Genomic DNA, 25,089 nt, shown 5'->3' with positions numbered 1-25,089 from the left:
CGGCGGTGGTCTGGGTGTCGCCGCGGATCAGGTCGCCGATGCCGTCCGGCGCGGGCTTGGCCGCCCGGGCCGTCTCTCCCGGCGCCGCCGCGGCCTCGCGGGCCGGAGCCGCCGGCGGCGACCTGCCGGCCGCGGACCTGTCTGATGTGGACTTGTCGGATGCGGACTTGCCGGATGTGGACTTGCCGGCCCCCCCGGCCGCGGGCGGCGCCTTGGCGAAGAGCGGCGCCGGGTGGCGGCCGGACTGGAAGGTCAGGGCGTTGGTCGCCACCGCCGCGACCGCGCCGATCCCGAGCAGCGTGCCGACCACGCCGGCCGGGTGGCGCAGGACCGCCCCGGCCCGGTGCAGCAGGCCCGGCAGCGCGGGCGCCGCGCCGCTCCGGGGAGCCGGCCGCCGGGCCGGCGGAGCGACGACGCGGGGGCGCGGCGCCGGCCGCGGCTCGGCCGCCAGGCGCTCGGTCTCGTCTCGCCGGGCGGGGGCCTCGGGCATCGTGTCTCCTGGGATGGAGGCTCAGGCGCTGCGCAGCAGCCGGGGATCGGGGCTCAGGCGCTGCGCAGCAGCCGGGGATCGGGGCTCAGGCGCTGCGCAGCAGCGCCGGCTCGGCGACGAGCGGGGCGGTGCGGATCGCGGCCGGCTGGCCGGGATCGCGGCTGCCGCGGCAGTCGAGCGGCAGGGTGACGACCACCCGGGTGCCGCGCGACACTGTGCTCTCGATCACCATCTCGCCGTGGTGGAGCCCGACGAGGCCCCGCACCACCGACAGGCCGAGCCCGGTGCCCTCGTGCGGGCGGCCGTAGCCGCTGGCGCCGGGGCCGGCCTGGAAGAACGGGTCGCCGAGCCGCGGCAGGTCGGACTCGGCGATGCCGATCCCGTTGTCCGAGACCGCGATCTCGATCCGGTCGTAGACCCGCCGCACCGAAGCGGTCACCCGCCCGCCGCGGGGGGTGAACTTCACGGCGTTCGACAGAAGGTTGATGACCATCTGCCGGCAGGCGCGCGGGTCGGCGATCAGCTCCGGCAGGTCCGGGGCGATCTCGCAGCCGAGCTGCAGCCCGCCCTGGTGGGCGCGCAACTGCATCAGGTCGCAGCAGCCGCGCACGAGGCCCCTGAGGTCGAACGGCTCGGGCGCGACGTCGAAGTTCCCGCTCTGGATCTTCGACATGTCGAGGAGCCCGTTCACGACCTCGAGCAGGTGGTGGCCGGAATCGTGGATCAGCCCGGCATATTCGCGCCGGCGCTCCGGCGGCAGGCCGTAGGTCGCCTCGGCGCCGAGCATCTCGGAGAAGCCGATGATCGCGTTGAGCGGCGTGCGCAGCTCGTGGCTGACGGTGGCGAGGAACCGGCTCTTGATCTCGTTCGCCCGCTCGGCCTCGGCCCGGGCGAGTTCCAGCTCCTCGGCGTGGCGGTGATGGGCCGAGACGTCGCGGGTCACCGCGACGACGGCCGGCGCGCTCCCGGCGCCCGCCGCCTCGGTGACCCGGTGGGCGCGCATCTCGACCCAGATCACGCCGCCGGGCTCGCCCGGGCGCCCGGGCTCGCGCTCGACGTGGAGGCGGAACTGCACCGTCACCGGCAGGGCGCGGCTGCCGGCGTCGCTGATCGCCTTGAGGAAGGCCGGCCGGTCGGAGACGTGGACCCGCCCGAGCAGGCCGCGGCCGAGCAGCGCCTCGGGCGCCGCGCCGGCGAGCTTGAGCGCCGCCGGACTCGCCTGCGTCACGGTGCCGTTGCGGTCGTGCCAGGTGACGAGGTCGTCGATCGCCTCGAGCAGCAGCGCGTTGCGCGCCGAGGCCGCCCGCAGCCGGTCGCTCCAGCTCCCCTCCCGCCGCAGGCTCTCGATCGACAAGGCCAGCGCGTGGCAGATCGCCGTGATGGCGAAGATCGGCATCGCCACCGCGGTCGACCACGCGACCATCAGCCGGCTGCCGTCGGGCTCGATCAGCGCGATGGCGAGAGCCCCGGTCACCGCGAAGCAGGCCGCCGAGAGCGCGGCGCGGCGCGAGCCGGCCATCAGCGCCTCGATCGGGATCATCGCGAGCCAGATGCTCGCCGCCGAGGTCGGGCCGCCGGTCAGCGCGGCGAGGCAGACGATCAGCCCGGTCAGGGCGGCGGAGGAAATCCCGTGGGCGAGCGTGAGGTTGCCGGTCCGGGCGAGCACCAGGGCCGCGACCACCGGCAGGATCAGGCAGATCGCCGCCGCGGCCTCGAGACCGGAGGGCACGCCGCGCCACAAGAGGTAGGGCGGCATCATCGCCATCATCACGACGCCGGTGGCCAGCCGCGACACGAGGAAGCGCTCGTGGCGCGCCCGCTCCTGGGGGTCGCCGGCGACCGACTCGTGAACGAGGCCCGTCAGCCGGGTATCGATCAGAGACGCGAGGGCACTGTAGTTACGCACACAGCCACTCCAGCGCGGATGGACGGAGCCCCCGCGCCCTTTCGACTCCACAGACCCGGAGCCTCGCACCGTGCGCTTAAACGATCGTTATGGCTGCGCCGCCGGGGCGTCTCAGCCGGTCATCGCCCGGGCGTCGTAGCCGGCCCGGCGCAGCGCCTCGGCGACGTCGAGCGCCTCCGCGGCGGTCGTCACCGCGACGCGGCCGGACCCGAGGTCGACCCCGACCTCGGCGCCCGGATCGAGGCGGCGGATCGCCCGGGTCACCGCCGCGACGCAGCCCTGGCAGGTCATGCCCTCGACCCGCATCAGCAGTTCCATGCGGTCGTTCTCGCCCGTTGCCGCCATCCCGGCCTCCGTCGTCCCGCGGCCGTCGCGCCGCGTGCCGGGATGTCGGGCCGGCCCGGCCGCCCGGCAAGGGGCTCCTCGGACGAGGCGGGGAGGGGGCCCGCCGCGGCGGCGCCGGGCGGGAAAGCCGTGGGGAACGGCGGGCGCGCCGCTTGCTCCGCCGAGGCGGGTCGGCGACAACCGGATTTCGGCCGGGGCCGCGCGGCCCCCGGCGCTCTCGCCACAGGGTACGGAACCGCCGATGACCCCCACCAGCCGCCGGCCCGCCGGCGGGTCCTCCGCGGGACGGGTCGCCTTCAGCCTCGCCGCGCTCCTCGGGAGCGGCCTGTGCCTCGTGGTTGCGTTCCTGGCCGCCCCCGCCCTCGCGGTCGCGGCGGGTCTCGGGCTCGGCGCCGCGCTTGTCTCCGGCACCGTGGCGGTGCTGGCGCTGCGGCGGGCGCGCCGCCTCGCGGTCCAGGCCGAGACGCTGTCGGGCGAGCTCGACGCCCTGTCGCAGCGCCTGCTCGCCCTGGAGCGGCGGGCGGCGGAGGCGGCTCCCGCCGTCCCGGCGCCGGTGCCGGCGGCGGATCCCCGCCTCGTCGAGGGCCTGTCGGAGGTGACGGCCGAGATCGGCCTCCTCGGCGGCATCGTGCGCGAACTCGCGGTCGCGGTGGCGGCGCAGGACGACGAACTGACCCGCCTCAAGGCGGCGCCGCCCCCCCGCCCGGCGCCGCCGGTGCCGCCGCCGGCCGCCGTCGCCCCGCCGCCTCCGGCGATCCTGCCCCGCGACGGCGCCGTGCCGCGCCGGTTCGTGCCCGAGCCGGCGCTCCCGCCGCTCGTGCCGGGCGCCGGCCGCCGGGCCGAGGCCGAGGCCCGGCGCGACGGCGACATCCTGGACGCCCTCGACGGCGGCCTCGAGGTCCATCTGCAGCCGGTGGTCAGCCTGCCGCAGCGCAAGGTGGCGTTCTACGAGGCCCTCGCCCGCCTGCGCCTCGGCGAGGAGCGGTTCGTCCCGGCGGAGTTCATGCCGGTGCTGGAGCGCCACGGCCGCACCACCGAGCTCGACCGGCTGATGCTCGCCCGCGTCACCGCGGTGAGCCGCCACCTCGCGGTGCGCGGCAGCGACGCCGCGGTCGCCTACGCCCTGTCGCCGCACTCGCTGTTCGAGCCCGGCTTCCTGCGGGCGGTCGGCCGCCTCGTCGAGCTGCATCCGGAACTGGCGGGCCGGCTGATCCTGGCGCTGCCGCAGCGGAGCTGGCGCACCCTCGACGCCGAGCAGGCCGGCGCGCTCGCCGCCCTGCGCGAGCGGATCGGCCTCGCCCTCGACCGGGCGATCGACCTGCGGCTCGATCCCGCCGCCCTCGCCGCCCGCGGCGTCGGCCACGCCAAGGTCGGCGTCGAGCTGCTGCTGCGCGAGGCCGGCCGCGGCGCCGAGGACCTCGTCGCGGCCTTCGCCCGGTCGGGGGTGCGGCTCGTCGCCGAGGGGGTGGAGCGCGAGGCCGACGTGCCGGACCTCATCGACCTCGACCTGCCGCTCGCCCAGGGCAGCGTGTTCTCGCCGCCGCGGATCGTGCGGCCGGAGGTGCTGTCCCCGCCCGCCGCGGCCGAGCCCGAGCCGGCCCCGCCGCCGGGCGACGACCCCGCACCGGCCCGGCGCCCGTTCCGCGACTTCCTGCGGCGGGCGGTGTGATACGATTTCCGGACGATTCGTTCCGGAAATCGTATCGCCAGCCCGCGCGGCGCTTGAGCGACTTCGATTTCCGGTAGTGTATCAGTTCGAGATTCGTGTGCCCTGGAAGGCGGGCAGAAAGCGAGCGGTCTCCTCATAGGAGATGAAGATATCAAAGAGGGCGGCGTCGGCCTCGTAACGGGCTTGAAAGCTTGTCGGCGCTAGCAAGATCGTCTGGAAGTCGGAGTGGGACAAGAAGCGCGGATCGTTCAGCATATGTCGGGCGCGCGGCGCGTAAGCAGAAGCCTGTCCATCGCTAAATTTATAATTGTCCCGCTTATTCTCGATGTGAAGGGCAAATCGACGTTGCGAAGGCGCCGCTTCAAATACCATAAAAATATCCGTCTCGCGGTCTTTGTTCAATTCTGGAACATGGCACCACCAATGTCGCCACCATCTCCGGCGGGGGCGAATAGACATTTGCTCTTCGTGAAGAAGCCTGCAGCCGGACGCTTCGCCAAAAAACTTTGTTTTGCTTAGTAGCCAAAGGCGAAAATCGTCTCTGTCCTTGACCGCATCGGCAAATATTTCGCAAAGCGCGTCCTCAGACAGATTCATTGTGCGCCGTCCGCTGCTTCGCGCTTCTAGGCCGCCCAGCCGACCGGGCGCTCCTCGACCAGCCCGACGATCTCGTCCCATCGCGACAGGAAGGCGGCGACGCAGGCCGGGTCGAAATGGCTGCCGGACTGCTCCTCCAGGAAGCGGCGGGCCCGGTCGAGCGGCCAGCCCTGCTTGTAGGGCCGGGCCGAGATCAGGGCGTCGAACACGTCGGCCACCGCGGTGATGCGGCCGGCGAGCGGGATCGCCTCGCCCTTCAGCCCCTGCGGGTAGCCGGTGCCGTCCCAGCGCTCGTGGTGGGTGAGGGCGATCTCGGCGGCCATCCGCAGCAGCCGCGACGGGCTGCCGTTGAGCATCTGGTAGCCGCGCAGGGCGTGCTGCATCATCTCGGTGCGCTCGGCGTCGCTGAGCGGGCCGGGCTTGCGCAGGATGCTGTCGGCGACGCCGATCTTGCCGATGTCGTGCATCGTCGAGGCCAGCGCGATGTCGTTGGCCTCGGCCTCGCTCAGCCCGAGACCGTCCGCGATCGCGATCACGCAGGCGGCGACCCGGGTCAGGTGGTCGCCGGCCTGGTCGTCGCGGAACTCCGCCGCCAGCATCAGCCGGTGGATGATCTCGCGCTCGCGGTCGCGGCTGTCGGCAGCCGCCGCCTCGATCTGGCGGGCCATGTCGCGCCCGTGCGCGGTCGCCCGCGCCTGCGCCCGGGCCAGCGCGACGAGGTTGCGGCCGCGGATCTGGAGGTCGACTCCGTCGAGGGGCGGCACGATCACGTCGGTCGCCCCGGCCTCGAGGCCGCGCCGCCGGCTCTCCTCGGCGTCGTCGCCGGCGATCAGCATGATCGAGGTCGCGCCGAGATGCGGGCGCTGCTTGAGGTCGCGGATCAGCGCCGGCCCGTCGAGGCCGGCCTCGTCCTCGATCAGCACGAGGTCCGGGCTCTGGTCGGCGAGCGCCGCGCGGGCCTCGGCGGCGCCGCCGAGGGCGACGGTCGGGAAGGCCGGGGCGAAGATGCGCGTGAGGACAGCCGGATCCTGCCGGCGGGTGACGACCACGACCGAAGGCTCCGCTCGACTGGTCATGGCATCCTTTCGCAGCCAGGATCCGGCCCCGATCGCCCGGACATGCCGACAATTGGCCGGTCCCGATAAAGAATCCTTTAAACCCCGAACGGGTCCGGCATCGTCAAGCCTATTCGGCCCGCGGAGCCATGTTGAGGCCGCTGCGGACTACGCATGGACCTCGGTTCCTGCCCGTGGTTGCGGAAGCGAAACCGATGGCCGACCTGTGATTTCCGCCCTGTCGCGGCGCATCGGGCTCAGCGCAGGCCGCTGGAGCCGAAGCCGCCGGCGCCGCGTCCGCCCTCGGCGCCGGGCGCGAACGCCTCGACGATCCGCAGCGACGGCCGCGCCACCCGGGTGAAGACGAGCTGGGCGATGCGGTCCCCCGGCCGGACCTCCAGCGGCTCGGTCCCGGCGGGGCTGCGGTTCCACACCGACAGCATCAGCGGTCCCTCGTAGTCGGCGTCGATCACCCCGATCGTGTTGCCGAGCACGAGGCCGCGATGGCCGAGGCCCGACCGCGGGCAGACCAGGGCGCACCAGCCGGGATCGCGGATCGCCACCGCGAAGCCGGCCGGGATCAGCACCGGCACCGCCTGCGGCGCGAGGGTCAGGGGCTCGTCCAGGCAGGCATGCAGGTCGAGCCCGGCGGCCAGCGCCGAGCCCCAGCGCGGGAATCCCCAGCCGCCGAGGCGGGTGTCGAGGATCCGCAGGTCGACCGCGAGGCCGCCCTCGCCGGTCGCGGGCGCGGTCCCGGGGCGCGGGTGATCGGTCATGGTCGGTCGTCCCCCTTGCTCGTCCGGCCCCGTATGCCCCGGGCGGGCGCCCGGTGGCCAGCGCACCGGTCAGCCGCCCGCCCCGAGGCGCGAGGCGAGGGTGCGGGCGAACGAGTCGATATGCGCCTCCATCGCGGCGGCGGCCTCGTCGGGCCGGCGCGCCCGCAGGGCGGCGAGGATGCGGGCGTGCTCGTCCGCGACCTCGGCGAGGTGGCCGCCGGTGGCGAGCGACAGCGCCCAGAAGCGCACCGAGCGGCCGTGCAGGCTGCCCAGAACGTCGGCAAGGACGCCGTTGCGCGATGCCTGCGCGATGGCGGCGTGGAAGCGCCGGTCGCCGTCCAGCACCGCGTCGAGGGCCTGCGCGTCGGCCGGCGCCGCGTCCAGCAGCGCCTCCAGGGCGGCGGCCTCCTCGTCGGTGATGCGCCCGGCCGCCAGGGCGGCGCAGGCCGGTTCGACGAGGCGGCGCACCGCGATCAGGTCGGCGAACTCGTCCATCGACAGCGGCTGTACCAGCACGCCCTTGCGCGGCAGGATCCGCACCAGCCCCTCGTGCATCAGCCGGTGCAGCGCCTTGTTGACCGGCGTGCGGCCGATGCCGAACTCGGCGCACAGGCCGGCCTCGTTGAGGGCGTCGCCCGGCTTCAGCCGCAGGGCCACGATGTCGTCCTTGAGCCGACGATAGGCCCGCTCGTTCTGCGACAGCGCCTCCGGCCCGCCTTCCATTCCCTGCTCCCCGTCCGCTCCCTGCCGCGCTTATCACGGATTGTGAAATTTCACAGGCATGCTACTTGCAGAGCCAACGCCGCAGCGGCCGCACCGGCCCGGGAGACGAGCGATGGACAGGATGGAGACCCCAGTGAGTGCCGCCGACCTCGACGAGGGCTACCGCAGGGCGACCCTGCGGCTGATCCCGTTCCTGGTCTTCCTGTTCATCCTGGCGTGGATCGACCGGGTGAACGTCGGCTTCGCCAAGCTGCAGATGCTGTCCGACCTCAAGTTCAGCGAGGCGGTCTACGGCTTCGGCGCCGGCATCTTCTTCCTCGGCTACTTCCTGTTCGAGGTGCCGAGCAACCTGCTCCTGGAGAAGATCGGCGCCCGCCGGACGCTGGCGCGCATCACCATCCTGTGGGGCCTCGCCTCGATGTCGCTGGCCTGGGTGCAGTCGGAATGGGCGTTCTACGCCATCCGGTTCCTGATCGGGGTGTTCGAGGCCGGGTTCTTCCCCGGCGTGGTGCTCTACCTGACCTACTGGTTCCCGAGCGCGCGGCGCTCGAAGATCAACGGCCTGTTCATGACCTCGTTCGCCGTGGCGGGCGTGATCGGCGGGCCGCTCGCCGGCATCATCATGGGCACGATGGGCGGGCGGCTCGGGCTCGCCAACTGGCAGTGGCTGTTCATCCTCGAGGGTATCCCCTCGGTGCTCGCCGGCTTCGCGGTGCTGCGCTTCCTGCCCGACCGTCCGACCGAGGCCGGCTGGCTGTCGAAGCCCGTCGCCGCCACGATGGAGGCCCGGGTCGCAGAGGAGGGCCGGCAGGCCGGCAAGGAGGCGAGCTTTTCCGCGGCCTTGCGCGACGGCCGGGTCTGGCTGTGCGCCCTGATCTACTTCTGCATCGTCAGCGGCAACGCCACGATCGCGTTCTGGACGCCGTCGATCATCAAGGAGATCGGCGTGCGCGACCCGATCGCCATCGGCTTCCTCGCCGCGATCCCGTTCGTCGCCGGCACGATCGCGATGGTGTGGAACGGCGCCCATTCCGACCGCACCGGCGAGCGCCGGCTGCATTGCGCGGTCGCCGGCCTCGTGGCGGCGGCGGGGCTCGCCGCGACCGCGGCGCTGATCGGGCAGGCGACCCTGGCGCTCGCTTCGCTCACCGTCGCGGCGGTCGGCATCCTGGCGGCGTTCCCGGTGTTCTGGTCGCTGCCGCAGACCTTCCTCGCCGGCACCGCCGCGGCGGGCGCGATCGCGGCGATCAACTCGATCGGCAACCTCGCGGGCTTCCTGGCGCCCTACACCGTCGGGCTCTCGACGCAGTACACCGGCTCGTCGAGCAACGGCCTGTACTTCGTCGCCGGTCTCGAACTGCTGGCCGCGATCCTCACCTTCGGCTTCGCCCGCTGGCGCGAGGGCGCGGCGCGGCTGGCGCCGAAGACGGCCTGATAAGACACCCGAACCCTCCCCCCTCTGCGGGGGAGGGTGCCCCGCTGCGAGTGCGAAGCACTCGTGCGCGGGGCGGGCCGGGACGATAGTCCCGCAAGAGGGGAACGCGACGCTGATCCAGCGAGCGCCCTGCACGTCAGCCGAGCCGAATTCGGAACCGTGGTTCCCCTCTCCCGGCTCGCTCCGCTCGCCACCCTCCCCCGCAGAGGGGGGAGGGTCGGGCGCCACCCGAGGAGCCCCTCCCATGCTCACCTTCACCCGCCACACCCGCGCGCGCACCGACACCATCGCGCTCGCCCCGACCGCCCTCGTCATCGCCGGCTGGGCCGGGCGCGACGAGGCGGCGATCCGCCACCACATCGAGGAACTCGCCGCCATCGGCGTGCCGCGCCCGTCCTCGGTCCCGGTCTACTACCGGGCCGCCGCCGCCACCCTGACCCAGGCGCCGGTGCTCGAGGTGCTCGGGCCCGACAGTTCCGGCGAGGTCGAGCCGGTGATCCTGTCGCTGGCGGACGGGCTGTGGCTCGGCCTCGGCTCCGACCATACCGACCGCAAGGCCGAGACGGTCGGCATCGCGCTCTCCAAGCAGCTCTGCGGCAAGCCGGTCGGCCCCGAGCTGTGGCGCCTCGACGAGGTCGAGCCGCACTGGGATTCCCTCGTGATGCGCGCCTACGCCACCATCGACGGCGAGCGCGTGCTCTACCAGGACGGCACGCTCGCCTCCCTGCGCACCCCCGGCGATCTGATCCAGCGCCGCCCCGGCGGGCCGGACCTGCCCCCCGGCACGGTGATGTTCGGCGGCACCCTCGGGGCGATCGGCGGCATCCGCCCCTCGACCCGGTTCGAGATGGAACTGGAGGATCCGGTGCTGGGCCGAACCCTGCGCCACGCCTATGCTGTCGCGGTCATGCCGGTCGTCGCCTGAGCCCGCCGATGGGGGCCTTCCTCCTCGTCCTCGCCGCCAAGATGGTGGCGAGCGCCGCCGTCGTCGTGATCGCGTCCTACGGCGTCGAGCGGGCCGGACCGCTGGTCGGGGCGATGATCGCGACCCTGCCGCTCTCGGCCGGTCCGGCCTACGTCTTCCTCGCCCTCGACCACGAGCCGGACTTCCTGCGCGAGGCCGCGGTGGCGAGCCTGCCGGCGATCTCGGCCACCGGCCTGTTCATCCTCGCCTATGCCGGCCTCGCCCGCCGCCGCGGCCTCGCCGTCAGCCTCGGCGCCGGGCTCCTGGTCTGGGTCGCCGCGGTGCCGCTGCTGCGGGCGCTGGCCCACACTCTCGCCGAGGCCGTCGTCATGGCGGTTCTGGTGCTCGGCGCCTGCCTCGCCGCCGGCCGGGCGCTGCGCGGCAGCGGCGCGGTGCCCCGCCGGCCCGGGCGCCGGCGCGACGTGGCGATCCGGGCCGGCATCGTCATGACCCTCGTCGCCGCGGTGGTGCTCGTCGGCCGCGCCGCCGGGCCGGCGGCGGCGGGCGTGCTGGCGCTGGCGCCGGTGGTGATGGTGAGCCTCGCGGTGATCCTGCACCCGCGCATCGGCGGCCCCGCCACCGCGCGGGTGCTCGTCCTCAGCCTGCCCGGCCTCGCCGGCTTCGTCGTCGCCCTGGCGGGCCTCGCCCTGACGGTCGAGCGCCTCGGCGCGGCGGCGGCCCTGTCCCTCGCCCTCCTGATCTCCGTCGCCTGGAACGGCGCGATCCTGCTCGCCGCCCGGCATCGTTCCGCCCACCCCCTGGAGCCCTCCCGATGACCACGATCCGCGACGACCTCGAACGCCGCCTCGCCGCCATCGCGGCGGATGCCGGCCGCCCGGTCTTCACCCTGCTCTACCCCGAGGCCGCCCGGGCGGCGGCGGACGCGGCCGATGCCCGGCGCCGGGCGGGCATCGCCCTCGGGCCGCTCGACGGCGCGATCGTGTCGATCAAGGACCTGTTCGACGTCGCCGGCGAGCCGACGACGGCCGGCTCGGCGCTGCGGCGCAAGGCGGCTCCGGCCGCCGCCGACGCTCCCGTGGTCGCCCGCCTGCGCCGGGCCGGCGCGGTGATCGTCGGCAAGACCAACATGTCCGAGTTCGCGTTCTCGGGCCTCGGCCTCAACCCGCACTGGGGCACGCCCGGCAACGCCGCCGACCCGTCGCGGGTGCCGGGCGGCTCGTCCTCGGGCGCCGGCGTCTCGGCGGCGACGGGCACCAGCGACATCGCCATCGGCACCGATACCGGCGGCTCGGTGCGCATCCCGGCCTCGCTCAACGGCGTCGTCGGCTTCAAGCCGACCGCCCGGCGGGTGCCGCTCGACGGCGCCTTCCCGCTCTCGCCCTCCCTCGATTCGATCGGCCCGCTCGCCCGCACCGTCGCGGCCTGCGCCGCCGCCGACGCGGTGATGGCGGGCGAGGAGCCGGCGCCCCTGCGCACGGCCTCCCTCGCGGGCCTGCGGGTCGGGGTGCCGCGCGGGATCCTGTTCACCGAGACCGACCCGGCCGTCGCCGCGGCGTTCGAGGCGGCGCTCGCCCGGCTCTCGGCCGCCGGCGCCCGCGTCGTCGACACGTCGATCGAGGACCTGCTCGCCCGGATGACCGAGGCGACGGCCGCCGCGCCGATCGCCGCCGTCGAGGCCTACGAGATCCACGCCGACTGGCTCGATGCCGAGATGGCGGCCTTCGACCCGCGGGTCCATGCCCGCATCACCCGCGGCCGCTCCATGGAGGCCGGGACCTACATCCGGATGATGCGCGCCCGCGCCGGGCTGATCCGCGACTGCGACACCCGGCTCGCCGACCTCGACGTCCTGGCCCTGCCGGCGACCGCGACCCCGGCGCCGACCATCGCGTCGGTCGAGGCCGACGACGCCTTCAACCGCACCAACCTGCTGATGCTGCGCAACACCATGGTCGGCAACCTGTTCGACCTCTGCGGCCTGTCGCTGCCGATGCCGGACCTGAGCCTGCCGGCCGGGCTGATGCTGCTCGCCCGCCACGGCCAGGACCGGCGCCTGCTGGAGATCGGCGCCGGGGTCGAGGCGGTGCTGGGCTGAAGCCGCCCGGGGCCGGAGCGGCGCTCCGGCCCCGCCTGGGTTCAGGCGGCGATGCGGCCTTCGAGCGGAAACACCTTGGCCGGGTTCATCAGCCAGGCCGGGTCGAACACCGCCCGCACCCGCATCTGCTGGTGCAGGTCGGCCTGGTTGTACTGCACGGTCATCAGGTCGCGCTTCTCGATGCCGACGCCGTGCTCGCCGGTGAGGCAGCCGCCGACCTCGACGCAGAGCCTCAGCATGTCCTCGCCGGCGGCCTCGGCCTTCTCCATCTCGCCGGGCGTGTTGATGTCGAACAGGATCAGCGGGTGCAGGTTGCCGTCGCCGGCGTGGAAGACGTTGGCGCAGCGCAGGCCGTAGGACCGGGTGATCTCGCCGATGCGCTCCAGCACGTGGGCGAGCCGGCCGGTCGGGATCGTGCCGTCCATGCAGATGTAGTCGGAGATTCGGCCGGTCGCCCCGAAGGCCGACTTGCGGCCCTTCCAGATCGCCGCGCTCTCGGCCTCCGACTGCGACACCTTCAGGCTGGTCGGCGCGAACGGCGCGGCGATCTCGCAGATGCGGGCCAGCATCGCGTCGCATTCCTGGTCCGAGCCCTCGACCTCGATGATGAGCATCGCCTCGGCGTCGAGGGGGTAGCCGGCATGGGCGAAGGCCTCGCAGATCGTGATCGCCTCGCGGTCCATGTACTCGATCGCCACCGGGATGATGCCGGCGCCGATGATCGCCGCCGTGCAGGCGCCCGCCGCCTCGACCGAGCCGAAGCCCATCAGGGCCGGGCGCGCGCCCTCGGCGGCGCGCAGGATCCGCACGCTCGCCTCGGTGACGATGCCGAGCTGCCCCTCCGAGCCGCAGATCAGGCCGAGCAGGTCGTAGCCGGCGCTGTCGAGGTGGTCGCCGCCGATCTCCACCACCGTGCCGTCGACCATCACCAGGGTGACGCCCATCAGGTTGTTGGTGGTGACGCCGTATTTGAGGCAGTGGGCGCCGCCCGAATTCATCGCGATGTTGCCCGCGATGGTGCAGGCGAGCTGGCTCGACGGGTCGGGGGCGTAGAAGAAGCCCTCGTGCGCGACGGCCGCGCTGATGGCGAGGTTGGTGATCCCGGCCTGGACCCGGGCGGTGCGGTCGGCGAAGTCGACGGCGAGCACCCGGTTCATCTTGGCGACGCCGAGGATCACCGCGTCCTCCTGGGCGATGGCGCCGCCGGCGAGCGAGGTGCCGGCCCCGCGCGGCACCACCCGCACGCCCTGCTGGTGGCAGTAGCGCATCACCGCCGCGACCTCCTCGGTGGTCGAGGGCAGCACCACGGCGAGCGGCATCTGCCGGTAGGCGGTGAGCCCGTCGGTCTCGAAGGCGCGACGCTCGTCCTCGCTCGTCACCAGCGCCTCGGCGGCGACCAGCGGACGCAGCCCCGCGATGATCGCGTCGCGGCGGGCGAGGATGGCGGGATCCGGAACCGGGAAGGCGATGGTCATGGGCGTCTCCTCGCGGGCGGCGGAGCCTGCGCGGGCTCCGGCTGTCCCTGCGCCATATAGCCCGCCCGCGGTCCCGGCGCGATGCGGCCCGCCGTCGTGCTTGATGCCGCAGGGTCAAGCGTGTCACTTTGCGATGTCGGGCAACATCCTTCCCGGTCGCGAGGGTCCCGGGGCAGCGGGGCTTGCGGCGGAACCGCCGACCGCCGCCGTTCGAGCAGGCATGACCGGGGAGGAGGTGAGCATGGCATGATCGGCTGGCCGATCGTGACGATCACCGTCGCGAAAAACCCGACCGGATGGTCTCTGACCATCACGATCGGGCTTCGCTGGTAGTCGCCAGACAAGAGGGCTCGCGGTCTTGCCCACCGCGGGCTCTCACCCGTTGACTTTGGGTGACATCGCCGGTTTTTTCAAGCCGGAACCGCTCCTCACAGCCCGATCATTTCGGCGATCCGGTCGGCGCCGGCGGCCGCGGACTGCTCGCCCGCCGCGACGGCGCGCTCGGCCTCGGCGGTCTGCCGGCGCACCTCGGCGCTGCCGGTGAGGCGCTGGTGCAGCCGTTCGTGGACCATCGCCCACATCCACTTCACGTCCTGCTCCCGGCGCCGGGCCGCGATCTCGCCCGTCGCCGTGAGCTTGCGGCGGTGGTCCAGCACGTTGTCCCACAGGGCGTCGAGGCCCTGGTTGGCGAGGCCGGAGACCGTCACCACCGGCGGCGTCCAGGTGGCGCTCGCCGGTGTCAGGATGTGCAGGGCCGCCCGGTACTCCGCCGCGGCCGCGCCCGCCCGCCGCCGACCGTCCTCGCCGTCGGCCTTGTTGACCGCGATCATGTCGGCGAGTTCGAGGATGCCCTTCTTGATGCCCTGCAGCTCGTCGCCGGCCCCCGGCAGCATCAGCACGAGGAAGAAGTCGGTGAGGTCGGCCACCGCCGTCTCGGACTGGCCGACGCCGACGGTCTCGACCAGCACCACGTCGAAGCCGGCGGCCTCGCACAGCAGCATCGTCTCGCGGGTCTTGGCGGCGACGCCGCCCAGCGTGCCGGAGGACGGCGAGGGGCGGATGTAGGCGTTGGGATCGGCGGCGAGCCGCGCCATCCGGGTCTTGTCGCCGAGGATCGAGCCACCGGTGCGGGTCGAGCTCGGATCGACGGCCAGCACCGCCACCCGGTGCCCGCGCGCGGTCAGGTTGGCGCCGAGCGCGTCGATGGTGGTCGACTTGCCGACGCCGGGCACGCCGGTGATGCCGACCCGCACCGCGTTGCCGGTATGAGGCAGCGCCGCATCGAGCAGGGCGCGGGCGGTGGCGCGGTGGTCGGGCCGCTTCGATTCGACCAGCGTGATGGCGCGGGCGAGGGCCGCCCGGTTGCCCTGGAGGAGTTGGTCGAGGTCGGGAGCCGGCGAGCGCGTCATGGCTCCGTTGTGCCGGCTGGCCGCGGCGGCGTCGAGGCCCCGCCGAGGCGGCCTTTGGGGGAGGGGCCTCGGTTGTCCACGCCCGTCCCGTGTCGCCCCGGACACAGCCGGCCCGTCCGGCGCCCGGCACCGCGGCGGCGCCGTGACCCGGCCACGATGGTGCCGCATCTCTTGCCTCGAAAGCACGGGCGCCGGCACGGCCGGAGGAACGGGATGGGCGAGGGGTGATGACACAGCGTATCGGGCCGACGCGCCGCGGGATGGTCCGGCTCGCGGGCGCCTCCCTCGCCGCCCTGTCCCTCGGCGGCTGCTTCGGCGAGACCCTGATGACCGGCACCGTCGCGGTGCCGGAGAAGCAGTCGGCCCTCGACGTCAGCCCGCTCCTCCTCGTCGCCACCACCCGCCGGCCGGCCCAGGACCCGAACCGGCCGCCCTATTTCGGCGACCAGCGCGGCCGCGGCCTCTCCTTCGCCCCGGTGCGGCTCACGGCGCCCGACCGCTCGCTGATCGGCAAGGTGTCGTCGGTGGTCACCGGTGACTGGGCGATCGCCGGCGTGCCGCGGGTCGAGACGGGTCCGGCCGCCGCCACCGCCTTCGCCGAGGCGGCGCTGGGCCGCGACGTGCTGCTCTACGTCCACGGCTACCGCGAGTCGTTCGAATCCGCCGCCCTCAGCGCCGCCCAGCTCTCGGACGGCATCCGCTTCCACGGCGCCTCGGCGCTGTTCACCTGGCCGTCCGCCGCCTCGACCTTCGATTACGGCTACGACCGCGAGAGCGCGCTGTGGTCGCGCGACGCCCTCGAAGACCTGCTGCGGGCGGTCGCCGCCTCGACGAGCGGCGGGCGCGTCCACATCGTCGCGCACTCGATGGGCACGCTCCTGACGCTCGAGACCCTGCGCATGCTGCGGGCCGATGCCGGCGAGGGGGCGATGACGAAGATCGGCGCGGTGGTGCTCGCCGCCCCCGACATCGACATCGACCTGTTCACCAGCGGCGTCGAGCGCCTCGGCCCCGACGCCGCCAAGATCACCGTGATCTCGTCGACCAACGACCGGGCGCTCGGCCTGTCGAGCCGGATCGCCGGCGGCGTGATGCGGGCCGGCGCCGCCGACCGCGAGCGCCTGGAGGCCCTCGGCGTGCGGGTGGCCGACGCCTCCGAGTACGGCAGCGGCCTCATCAACCACGATCTGTTCCTGTCGAACCCGGAGGTGCTCCAGGTGGTCAAGCGCGCGGTGGCGCGCGAGCACGGCCGGTAGGGGCGCAGACGGGCGACCCGCTCGCGTGTGGTGAGGAGCGCGAGCCTTCTCCTCGCCGCGAGAGCGGGGCGAGGAGAACGCGCACGACGTGCCGTGGTCCGCCTGTGAGGCCCTGAGCCCCAAGGTTCGTTCACCGGCGCGGACAGATGGAACCGGTTGCGATTCGTCACCGCCGAGGACTGTCACACCGCCCCGTGCGCCTCGACGTAGAGCGCGTAGAGCGAGTGCGAACTCGCCATGTAGAGCCGGTTGTTCTTCGGCCCGCCGAAGGTGAGGTTCGGGCAGCGCTCCGGCAGGCGGATGAAGCCGATCGCCTTGCCCCTCGGGTCGAACACCATCACGCCGTCGAGATCCTCCGGCTGGCCCCTGAGACCGTAGACCCGGCGCCCGCCGACCTCCGCCGGCTCGGCCTGGAGGGCGCCGTTGCTGCCCCAGCCGCACCACAGGTTGCCGTCGCGGTCGACCTTGAACCCGTCGAGCGCGCCCTGGTCGGCGGCGTCGATGAGCTTCGTCTTGTTGGCCACCGTGCCGTCCGGGCGCAGGTCGAAGCTCCAGATGCTGCGGTTGGGGGTGCCCTTCCACTCGACGACGTAGAGCTTCGACTCGTCGGGCGAGAAGGCGAGCCCGTTCGGGTTGACGAGGTCGGTGACGACCGGCGTCAGGCCGCCGGCCGGGTCGATGCGGTAGACGAAGGTGCCGGCCTGCTCGGGCTGCGCCTTGAAGCCCTCCCAGTTGCCGTTGATCCCGAACAGCGGGTCGGTGAACCAGACCGAGCCGTCGGACTTCACCACCACGTCGTTGGGCGCGTTGAGCCGCTTGCCGGCGTGGCTGTCGGCCAGCACGGTGAGCGACCCGTCGCGCTCGGTGCGGGTCACCCGCCGGGTCACCGAATGCTCGCAGGTGACGAGCCGGCCCTGCCGGTCGCGGGTGTTGCCGTTGGCGTAGTTCGACGGGCTGCGGAACACCGAGAACCGGCCGCTCGCCTCGTCGTACCGCATGATCCGGTTGTTGGGGATGTCGCTGACCAGCAGGGTGCCGGTCTCGGGGAAGTAGGCCGGTCCCTCGGCCCAGCGCATCCCGCTGGCGAGCTGCTCCAGGGTGCTGCTGTAGATCCGGTACTTCGCGAAGCCCGGATCGAGGATCTCGACCGCCGGGTCGGGGTAGCGCTGGTTGGGCGTGAACGGGAATGCCTGGGCGCGGGCCCCGCGCGGCAGGGCGGCCAGGGCCGCGGCGGCTCCCAGCAGGCTGCGCCGTGTCGTGGTCATGCGGTGTCCTCCCGGGCTCGCCGGCGCGTCGCCGTGCGGTTTCCGGGAGCTTACGGAGCGGGGCGGTTCGCGCTCCAATCCAAAGACGGTATCCGGCGATGCAAAACCCGCATCGCCGGCCGCTCAGGTGAGGGCCGGGCGCAGGGCCGGTTCCGGGGCGCAGGCGGCTCCCGGCCGGCGGGCGAAGTCGGGGATCGCCTCCTCGAACACCCCCTCGGCCGCGCCGCGGTCGCCGGCCGCCACCGCGGCGTCGAGCCGGGCGAGCCAGCGTTCGAGTTGGCCTCGGTCGGCGAAGATCGGACGCGCCGCCATCACGCCGTCGATGCCGTCGAGGTTCACCATCGGCTCGTCGTGGGCGAACAGGATCTCGTTCAGCCGCTCGCCCGGCCGGGCGCCCGTGGTGACGACCTCGATGTCCACGCCGGGCTCGAAGCCGGCGAGCCGGATCATCCGCTCGGCCAGGTCCCGGATGCGCACCGGCTGGCCCATCTTGAGCACGTAGACGGCGGCGCGCTGGTCGCCGGCCGCCGCCTCCCGCGCCTCGCGGTCGGCGTGCGAGGCGGCGGTGAGCACGAGGTCGGAGGCCTCCCGCACCGTCATGAAGTAGCGCACCATGTCGGGATGGGTGACGGTGACGGGGCCGCCGCGGGCGATCTGCGCCTTGAACACCGGCACCACCGAGCCGACCGAGCCGAGGACGTTGCCGAACCGCACCGCGACGAGGCGCGGGGCGCCGTCCGCCCTGTGCCGGGCATCGAGGGCATTCTGGGCGTCGAGGGCTTGCGCGTACATCTCGGCGAAGCGCTTGGTGGCGCCGAGCTGCGACACCGGTTCGATCGCCTTGTCGGTCGAGATCATCACCAGCGCCCGGGCCCCGGCCGCGAGCGCCGCGTCGGCGACGTTGACCGAGCCGAACACGTTGGTCTTGATGCCCTCGGTCCAGTCGCGCTCGAGGTAGGGCACCTGCTTGAGCGCCGCGGCGTGGAAGACGTAGTCCGGCCGGAACGCCGCCAGGACCGAAAACAGCCGCTCGCGGTCGCGGATGTCGGCGATGGTCCCCGTCACCTCGGCCTCGCCCTGGGCCAGGGCCGGCTGGCTCAGCACCCCGTGCAGCGCCGGCTCGGAATTCTCCAGAACCAGCACCGACGCGGCGCCGAAGGCGACGGCGCGGGCGCAGATCTCCGAGCCGATCGAGCCGCCGCCGCCGGTGACCACCACCCGCCGGCCGCGCAGAAAATGCTCCAGCCGCGGCCGGTCGATGGCGACGGTCGGGCGCAGCAGCAGGTCCTCGATCTCCAGCGGCGCCAGTTCGGCGTCGCGCAGGCCCTCGCCGAGGCTGGCCACCCGGGCGAGCGGCAGGCCGAGGCGGCGGGCGCGGGCGATGAGGTCGTCGGGGCGGGCCTCCGGCGCGAGCGCGCTCGGCGTCGCGACGAGGCGGCGCACGGCGATGCCGCGGGCGGCGAAGTCGGCGACGATCCGCTCCAGGTCGGAGAACCCGCCGAACACCCGCACGCCGCGCAGGGTCTGGCCCTGCTCCTCCGGCCGCGGCGACAGGATGCCGAGCGGCGCGAGCTTGCGCACCGTGCCGGATTCGACCGCCCGCAGCACCACCTCGATATCGCCGCCGCGGCCGAGCAGCAGCGTCGGCGTCGCCGGGGAGCGGGCGAGGTTCTGGCGGGTGCGGCTGTACTTGAGGTAGCGGAACGCGAGGCGCGGCCCGCCGAGCAGGAAGATCTGCAGGACGAAATACAGCCCGATCGCGATCTTGCCGAAGAAGTAGATTCCGAACGCCACCGGCGACACCAGCAGGTAGTCGACGACGAGCAGCACGAGGCACAGCACCGACACCGCCCGCACGATGTCGGCGAGGTCGGGCAGCGAGGCGAAGCGCCACTTGGAGCGGTAGAGCCCGAAATGCCGGTAGACCAGGGCGGCGAGGGCCACGAAGGGCGGCAGCAGCAGCGGCAGGTGCCCGATCCGCTCGGCGAGCATCGGGCCGTCGAAGCGGATGACGAAGGTGAGGATCACCGCGAGGGCCGTCGCCACGAGGTCGTGGGCGATGATCGTCGCTGTCTTGAGGAGCTGTCTGGGCATCGGGGGACCGGCCGCGGTATCGGCCGCGGTCCCTGCGCTGTCAACGCGGCGTCAGCGGGGCGGGCCTCGCGGTTCGGCCGCGCGTCAGGAGGCGACCGCCTCGGCCTCGAAGTCCCCTTGGGGAACTGTCGGGGGTGCACTCCCCCTTTCCCGGACGACTGGAGCGACAGCGGAAGGAGATCCGGGAACCAGCATAATGAGTCGCGCAGCGTCCGTACTCAGCCACAGTTCTGACAAGCTGAGCCGCTTCGCGGCATTCCTTGCGCTGGATCCCGGGTCGCATTCCGCTGACGCTGCATGCGCGCAGGTCCGGAACGGACCCGGAAAGGGGGGATGATCCTGAGAGGATCCAAACAGGCACGGCCGAACCGGGTGGAGCGAGACTCCTCTCACACCACCGGCCAGGCCGGCAGCGCCGGCCGCAGCCGCTCGAACGCCGCCGCCAGCCGCAGCACGCCGTGATCGTCGAAGCGCCTGCCGACGATCTGGAGCCCGATCGGCAGGCCCTCGGGCGTCGTCCCGGCCGGAACCGAGACCGCCGGCTGCTCCGACATGTTGAACGGCACCGTATAGGCGATGTGCTCCATCGCCCGGGCCGGGTCGTCGGTCGGCCACGCCAGCTCCGCCTTGAAGGCGGCGATCGGCGCCACCGGGCCGATCAGGAAGTCGTGCGGGCGGATCGCCGCGAGGCCGGCGTCGCGCATCGCCGCCATCTGGCTCAGGCCGTGGAACACCGCAGGACCGCTGAGGCCGCGCCCGCCCTCGGCCCAGGCGACGATGCCGGGCAGCACCGCGGCCCGGCGCTCGGCGTCGAGGGCGTCGATGTCGAGGACGGCGCGCTGGCGCCAGAACAGGTCGAGGCCGTGCAGCATCGCCGGCGTCAGGATCGGGGCGACCGGCTCGACGATCGCGCCGGCCTCGGCCAGCAGGCCGGCGGCGGCCTCGATCACCCGGCGCACCGTCGGATCGACGGGCAGGCCGGCGCCGGGCTCGACCATCAGCCCGAGGCGCAGGCCCCTGAGGTCGAGCCCGTCGAGGCCGAGCCAGTCGATGTCCTGCACGGGGAGCGCGGTGGCGTCGCGCTCGTCCGGCCGGCTCAGCTCGCGCATCGCCAGCGCGGTGTCGGCGACGGTGCGGGTCATCGGGCCGGCGCAGCGGCCGTAATAGGGCGGGTCGATCGGCACCCGGCCGTGGCTCGGCTTGTGGCCGACGATGCCGCACCAGCCGGCCGGCAGGCGGATCGAGCCGCCGATGTCGGTGCCGAGATGGAGCGGCCCGTAGCCGGCCGCCGCGGCGGCGCCGGCCCCCGCCGAGGAGCCGCCCGGGCCGAAGGCCGGGTTCCACGGGTTGCGGGTGAGCGGATGGAAGCTCGAGAGCCCCGACGACAGCATGCCGTAATCCGGCATCGTGGTCTTGGCGAAGATCACCGCGCCGGCCTCGCGCAGGCGGGCGGCGGGCGGGGCGTCGACCGGGCTCGGGGCGACGTCGCGGCGCGCGGCGGTGCCGAGCGGCATCGGGACACCGCGGGTGGCGATGTTCTCCTTCACGGTCGCCGGCACGCCGTCGAGGGCCAGCGCCGCGCCGCGCATCCAGCGCGCCTCCGACTCCCGCGCCGCCGCCCGCGCCGCCTCGGGCGCGAAGGCGTAGAGGGCGTTCAGCCGCGGCTCCAGCACCTCCGCCCGGGCGATGACGGCGTCGATCACCTCGACCGGCGACAGGACGCGGCGGGCGTAGAGGCCGAGGAGGTCGGTGGCGGAGAGGTCGGCGGGGTTCTGGCTCATCGCGGTCCGCAACGGGTGGAGTGGTCGCCCGCGATCATTCACGACCCGTGCCGGCCGGTCACGCCGCGGTGCGGGAGGGACGACGCACCGCCATGCGTCCGGCGCATGCGCCCGACGCTCACTCCTTCGCGGGCTTGCCGGCGAGGGCGACGTAGAAGCCGAGGCCGTCCTGGGCCGGCAGGGTCTGGAGCCGCTCGACCCAGCCCCGGCGCTTGGCCTCCAGCAACTGGCGGCCGATCGGCTGGAACAGCGTCTCGCCGCCGCCGGGGAACGGCGCGGCGAGGCGCACCGCCACGGTCTTGCCCTTGGCGAAGCGGCTGCGCTCCAGCATGTCGGTCAGCGAGGCCTCGGCCTTGCTCCGGTCGGCCAGCCGCAGGTCGAGCACCGCTTCCGCATCGGTGACCCCGAGGGAGCCGCGCAGCTTGTTGGCGTAGAATTCGTCGAAGTGGGGCAAGGGCAGCTCTGGCGTCAGAGGGGGATGCCGGCATAGAGGGCCGCGACCGGGATCTCGCCGGCGAGGTCGGGGAGCGGGATGACGTCGCCCGGGCGGAGCACCCGCAGCGACCAGTCCGGCCCGTTGCCGCGCGACCAGACCTCCACCCGCGGCTCGTCCTGGTAGACGATGAGGAACGTCCGCAGGGTCTGAAGCCCCTGGTAGAACTCCGCCTTGCGGCCACGGTCGTTGTTCAGGGTCGAGGGCGACAGCACCTCGGCGACCACGATCGGGTCGCGGGCGTAGCCGTCGGGGAGGAGCGGGCCGCAACGCACCACGAGGTCGGGAAGCGGGGCGAAATCGTCCACGAAGTCGTTGCGAAGCCCGAGCCCGGGCAGGGCGCGGCAGCCAAGCTTTTCGGCCAGCGGCGCGATCTGCCGGATGAGATTGCTCACGATCTGCTGGTGGCGCTCGGTCGGCGGCGCCATCAGGACGGGCTCGCCGTCGAGAAGCTCCCAGCGCTCCTCGTCCGGGCGGGCACGGATCATGGCGAGGAAGTCGGCGACCCGCATCGGCGGGTTGCGTCGCAGCGCGAGCGCCATCGAAGCTCCTGTCTCGAAGCCCGATCCTAGCACTGGCGCAGCGGACGGGACAGCCCGTCCGCCGCCGGACGGAGGGGCGCGCCGACGAGGCCGCCGCGCCCCTCGCCGGTGTTACGAATGCACCAGCACGTTGCGGAACTGCCAGGGATCGCTCGTGTCGATGTCCTCCGGAAACAGCCCGGGACGGTCGGTGAGCGGCGTCCAGTCGGTATAGACCCCGACGACCGGCCCGAGATACGGCAACTGCACCTCGAGGCAGCGGCGGAAGTCGATCTCGTCGGCCTCGACGATGCCGGCCTGCGGGTTCTCCAGCGCCCAGACCATGCCGGCGAGCACCGCCGACGTCACCTGGAGCCCGGTGGCGTTCTGGTAGGGGGCGATCCGCCGCGTCTCCTCGATCGAGAGCTGCGAGCCGAACCAGTAGGCGTTCTTCGCGTGGCCGTAGAGCAGCACGCCGAGCTCGTCGATGCCGTCGACGATCTCGTTCTCGTCGAGGATGTGGTGGCGCTCCTGCACCTTGCCGGCATTGCCCCACATCTCGTGCAGCGACAGCACGGCGTCGTTGGCCGGATGGTAGGCGTAGTGACAGGTCGGGCGGTAGACCGCCTCGCCGTTCTCCCGGACCGTGTAGTAGTCCGAAATCGAGATCGCCTCGTTGTGGGTGACGAGGAAGCCGAACTGCGCGCCCGCGGTCGGGACCCAGGTCCGCACCCGGGTGTCGGCGCCGGGCTGGAGCAGGTAGATCGCGCAGCGCGAGCCCTTCGTCTGCTCCTCGGCGTTGGCCGGCTTCCAGGTCTCGTGGGTGCCCCAGCCGAGCTCGGCCGGCTGGTTGCCTTCCGACACGAAGCCCTCGACCGACCAGGTGTTGACGAACACGCCCATCGGCTTGGGGTGCTTGGCGCGCTGGGTGTCGCGCTCGGCGATGTGGACGCCCTTGACGCCGAGTTCGCGCATCAGCGCGGCCCAGTCCTCGCGGGTCTTGGGCTCCGGGGTGGTCGAGCCGGTGTCCCTGGCGACGTTCAGCAGCGCCTGCTTGACGAACCACGACACCATGCCGGGGTTGGCGCCGCAGCACGACACCGCGGTCGGGCCGCCCGGCGCGGCGCGGCGGGCCGCCAGGATGTTCTCGCGCAGCGCGTAGTTGGTGCGGTCGGCCTGGCCGAGGCCCTTGTCGAAGTAGAAGCCGGCCCACGGCTCGGCGACGGTGTCGATGTAGAGCGCGCCGAGCTCGCGGCACAGCTCCAGGATGTCGCGCGACGAGGTATCGACCGACAGGTTGACGCAGAAGCCCTGGCCGCCGCCCTCGGTCAGCAGGGGGGTGAGCACCTCGCGGTAGTTGTCCCTGGTCAGGGCCACCTGCTCGAAGCGCAGGCCGTGCTGCTCGGCGAGCGCCTTGTGGGAGTCGGACGGCTCGACGACCGTGAACCGGGCCTTGTCGTAGTCGAAGTGCCGTTCGATCAGCGGCAGGGTGCCACGGCCGATCGAGCCGAAGCCGATCATCACGATGGGGCCGGTGATGCGGCCGTGGACGGGCCAGTCGGTCATGAGAGCGGAACTCCTTGGATGATGAGAGGCCTGCTTAGCCGGCCAGGATGACGCCCGGGCGACGCGGTGCGCGATCGGGCGGCTGATGGACGGCGCGCCGGCCGGGGTCAACCCGTGGCGGGAAGCACGGGCGGGTTAACCGAAGGTAGCCCTTGCGCATGCCCTTATTGCATGCCCCGTGCGCGATCTCCGGCGGTTGCGTGCGCTGCAATAACCTCCATATTGCGATGCAACAAAAACAACCGGAAACGCCCGCGCGCAACTGTTCTCACAGGAGATCACCATGCTCGCGGTTCTCTCTCACACCGCCCCCGCCCCCGCCATCGAGCGCTCGGACGTCGAGCCCGGCTTCCTCACGCTGGTGAGCCGCATCGTCCACGCCGTCCATGCCGAGCGTCAGCGTCGCCGCGACGCGCACATCGCGGAGTTCGTCGCCCGGCGCGGCGGCCGCATGACCGACGACCTCGAGCGGCAGATCGGCCAGCACTTCTGCTGAGCCCGTGCACTGAGCCGACACGCTGAGCCAGCGACGCTCGGCTCACGCTCGAACCCGAACGGAAGCGGCGCGGGGACCCCGGTCCCGGCGCCTTTTTCGTGGGATCGGCTCAGGCCGCCAGACGACCGGCCTCGGCCACGGCCGCCATCCACGGGGCCGGGCGGCCCGTCGCCGCGACGAGGCCGGCGGCGCCGTCGAGGGCGCCGGGCACGAGGTCGAGCCCGAGGAAGCGCTCGCGCTCGAACGGCCCGGGCAGCCACAGGCCGCGCACCCGCTCGCCCGAGAAACCGAACCGCGCGTAGTACGGCGCGTCTCCGACCAGGATCACGGCACGGTGGCCGAGGGCGGCGGCGCGGGCCAGCGCCTCGCGCATCAGCCGGCCTCCGATCCCGACGCCGTGCAGGGACGGGTCGACGGCGATCGGGCCGAGCATCAGCGCCGGGCGGTCCGGGCCGGCCGCGACGTTCCACAGCCGCACGGTGGCGACGAGGCGGTCCTCGGCCTCCACCGCGAGCGCCAGCCCTTCGGCCGGCAGGCGGCCCTCGCGCAGGCGCTCGCAGGTCTTGGCGAAGCGGGCCTCGCCGAAGCAGAGGTCGAGCAGGTTCTCGCGCGCGGCGACGTCGGCGGCGCGCTCGTCACGGATCAGAAACACGGCCGTACCCTCCCGATACCAACAGGGGAAGAACAGCCCTCGCACCTGCCGTTGCGGGGCAGGCC

The 25,089-nt window shown here is 73.3% G+C and carries 22 protein-coding genes and 1 pseudogene; 7 read left to right on the top strand and 16 right to left on the bottom strand.

What is annotated here, in order from left to right:
• The 3 genes and pseudogenes from EOE48_RS17870 to EOE48_RS17860 form a co-directional block, all read right to left on the bottom strand.
• Window positions 1-490: pseudogene (locus EOE48_RS17870) on the bottom strand (peptidoglycan-binding domain-containing protein); the annotation flags it as partial.
• Window positions 491-575: 85 nt separating this feature from the next.
• A complete protein-coding gene (locus EOE48_RS17865) occupies window positions 576-2,396 on the bottom strand; it encodes a sensor histidine kinase (RefSeq protein ID WP_127731597.1) in 1,821 nt (606 codons plus the stop codon).
• 111 nt (window positions 2,397-2,507) lie between these two features.
• Complete coding sequence (locus EOE48_RS17860; protein WP_127731595.1) at window positions 2,508-2,741, bottom strand: heavy-metal-associated domain-containing protein; 234 nt, start codon at window positions 2,739-2,741, stop codon at window positions 2,508-2,510.
• Window positions 2,742-2,982: 241 nt separating this feature from the next.
• Between EOE48_RS17860 and EOE48_RS17855 the strand changes: the two genes are divergently transcribed.
• Window positions 2,983-4,410, top strand: a complete 1,428-nt coding sequence (locus tag EOE48_RS17855; RefSeq protein ID WP_127731593.1) for an EAL domain-containing protein — start codon at window positions 2,983-2,985, stop codon at window positions 4,408-4,410.
• An 81-nt stretch (window positions 4,411-4,491) separates the two neighbouring features.
• Here EOE48_RS17855 and EOE48_RS17850 read toward each other — a convergent pair whose 3' ends face one another.
• The 4 genes from EOE48_RS17850 to EOE48_RS17835 form a co-directional block, all read right to left on the bottom strand.
• On the bottom strand, window positions 4,492-5,007 hold the full coding sequence (locus tag EOE48_RS17850) for a hypothetical protein (protein WP_127731591.1): 516 nt from the start codon (window positions 5,005-5,007) through the stop codon (window positions 4,492-4,494).
• A gap of 26 nt (window positions 5,008-5,033) precedes the next feature.
• Window positions 5,034-6,083: an HD-GYP domain-containing protein gene (locus EOE48_RS17845; protein ID WP_127731589.1), complete on the bottom strand. Its 1,050-nt coding sequence runs from the start codon at window positions 6,081-6,083 to the stop codon at window positions 5,034-5,036.
• Between the two features lie 236 nt (window positions 6,084-6,319).
• Entirely contained in the window at window positions 6,320-6,838 is a 519-nt protein-coding gene (gene dut / locus EOE48_RS17840; RefSeq protein WP_127731587.1) for a dUTP diphosphatase, read from the bottom strand.
• Window positions 6,839-6,907: 69 nt separating this feature from the next.
• Entirely contained in the window at window positions 6,908-7,561 is a 654-nt protein-coding gene (locus EOE48_RS17835) for a GntR family transcriptional regulator (protein WP_127731585.1), read from the bottom strand.
• 133 nt (window positions 7,562-7,694) lie between these two features.
• Between EOE48_RS17835 and EOE48_RS17830 the strand changes: the two genes are divergently transcribed.
• The 4 genes from EOE48_RS17830 (at window position 7,695) to EOE48_RS17815 (ending at window position 12,016) form a co-directional block, all read left to right on the top strand.
• Window positions 7,695-8,996, top strand: a complete 1,302-nt coding sequence (locus tag EOE48_RS17830; RefSeq protein WP_246154566.1) for an MFS transporter — start codon at window positions 7,695-7,697, stop codon at window positions 8,994-8,996.
• Window positions 8,997-9,240: 244 nt separating this feature from the next.
• Window positions 9,241-9,921, top strand: a complete 681-nt coding sequence (locus tag EOE48_RS17825; protein ID WP_127731581.1) for a DUF2848 domain-containing protein — start codon at window positions 9,241-9,243, stop codon at window positions 9,919-9,921.
• 8 nt (window positions 9,922-9,929) lie between these two features.
• Window positions 9,930-10,736 (top strand): hypothetical protein, encoded by an 807-nt coding sequence (locus tag EOE48_RS17820; protein ID WP_127731579.1) that lies wholly within the window; start codon window positions 9,930-9,932, stop codon window positions 10,734-10,736.
• Complete coding sequence (locus tag EOE48_RS17815; protein ID WP_127731577.1) at window positions 10,733-12,016, top strand: amidase; 1,284 nt, start codon at window positions 10,733-10,735, stop codon at window positions 12,014-12,016. Before EOE48_RS17820 ends, EOE48_RS17815 begins: the two co-directional genes overlap by 4 nt.
• A 41-nt stretch (window positions 12,017-12,057) precedes the next feature.
• Here the strand turns inward: EOE48_RS17815 and EOE48_RS17810 are convergent, their stop codons facing one another.
• The gene (locus EOE48_RS17810) at window positions 12,058-13,491 is read right to left on the bottom strand and encodes an FAD-linked oxidase C-terminal domain-containing protein (protein WP_127731575.1); all 1,434 of its coding nucleotides are present in this window, start codon (window positions 13,489-13,491) and stop codon (window positions 12,058-12,060) included.
• Between the two features lie 428 nt (window positions 13,492-13,919).
• Complete coding sequence (gene meaB, locus EOE48_RS17805; RefSeq protein WP_127731573.1) at window positions 13,920-14,900, bottom strand: methylmalonyl Co-A mutase-associated GTPase MeaB; 981 nt, start codon at window positions 14,898-14,900, stop codon at window positions 13,920-13,922.
• Between the two features lie 227 nt (window positions 14,901-15,127).
• Between meaB and EOE48_RS17800 the strand changes: the two genes are divergently transcribed.
• Entirely contained in the window at window positions 15,128-16,156 is a 1,029-nt protein-coding gene (locus EOE48_RS17800) for an alpha/beta hydrolase (RefSeq protein ID WP_127731571.1), read from the top strand.
• A 182-nt stretch (window positions 16,157-16,338) separates the two neighbouring features.
• Here the strand turns inward: EOE48_RS17800 and EOE48_RS17795 are convergent, their stop codons facing one another.
• From EOE48_RS17795 to EOE48_RS17770, 6 genes are all read right to left on the bottom strand, one after another.
• The gene (locus EOE48_RS17795; RefSeq protein ID WP_127731569.1) at window positions 16,339-17,421 is read right to left on the bottom strand and encodes an SMP-30/gluconolactonase/LRE family protein; all 1,083 of its coding nucleotides are present in this window, start codon (window positions 17,419-17,421) and stop codon (window positions 16,339-16,341) included.
• A gap of 123 nt (window positions 17,422-17,544) precedes the next feature.
• Window positions 17,545-19,515 carry an SDR family NAD(P)-dependent oxidoreductase gene (locus tag EOE48_RS17790; protein WP_127731567.1) on the bottom strand — a complete coding sequence of 657 codons (1,971 nt, stop codon included), beginning with the start codon at window positions 19,513-19,515 and terminating at the stop codon, window positions 17,545-17,547.
• A gap of 389 nt (window positions 19,516-19,904) precedes the next feature.
• On the bottom strand, window positions 19,905-21,296 hold the full coding sequence (locus tag EOE48_RS17785; RefSeq protein WP_127731565.1) for an amidase: 1,392 nt from the start codon (window positions 21,294-21,296) through the stop codon (window positions 19,905-19,907).
• Window positions 21,297-21,414: 118 nt separating this feature from the next.
• Window positions 21,415-21,750 carry a hypothetical protein gene (locus EOE48_RS17780; RefSeq protein ID WP_127731563.1) on the bottom strand — a complete coding sequence of 112 codons (336 nt, stop codon included), beginning with the start codon at window positions 21,748-21,750 and terminating at the stop codon, window positions 21,415-21,417.
• Between the two features lie 14 nt (window positions 21,751-21,764).
• Complete coding sequence (locus EOE48_RS17775) at window positions 21,765-22,331, bottom strand: Uma2 family endonuclease (protein ID WP_127731561.1); 567 nt, start codon at window positions 22,329-22,331, stop codon at window positions 21,765-21,767.
• A 111-nt stretch (window positions 22,332-22,442) separates the two neighbouring features.
• The gene (locus tag EOE48_RS17770) at window positions 22,443-23,876 is read right to left on the bottom strand and encodes a homospermidine synthase (protein WP_127731559.1); all 1,434 of its coding nucleotides are present in this window, start codon (window positions 23,874-23,876) and stop codon (window positions 22,443-22,445) included.
• A 283-nt stretch (window positions 23,877-24,159) separates the two neighbouring features.
• Between EOE48_RS17770 and EOE48_RS17765 the strand changes: the two genes are divergently transcribed.
• Window positions 24,160-24,372 (top strand): hypothetical protein, encoded by a 213-nt coding sequence (locus EOE48_RS17765; RefSeq protein WP_127731557.1) that lies wholly within the window; start codon window positions 24,160-24,162, stop codon window positions 24,370-24,372.
• A gap of 109 nt (window positions 24,373-24,481) precedes the next feature.
• On the opposite strand, the gene EOE48_RS17760 is transcribed toward EOE48_RS17765, so the two are convergent.
• Window positions 24,482-25,024 (bottom strand): GNAT family N-acetyltransferase, encoded by a 543-nt coding sequence (locus EOE48_RS17760; RefSeq protein WP_127731555.1) that lies wholly within the window; start codon window positions 25,022-25,024, stop codon window positions 24,482-24,484.
• Window positions 25,025-25,089 lie beyond the last annotated feature (65 nt).

This window comes from Methylobacterium oryzihabitans, assembly GCF_004004555.2.
Lineage (GTDB): Bacteria > Pseudomonadota > Alphaproteobacteria > Rhizobiales > Beijerinckiaceae > Methylobacterium > Methylobacterium oryzihabitans.
Note: the sequence above shows the minus strand (reverse complement) of the source record. Positions and strands in the feature narration are given on the sequence as shown.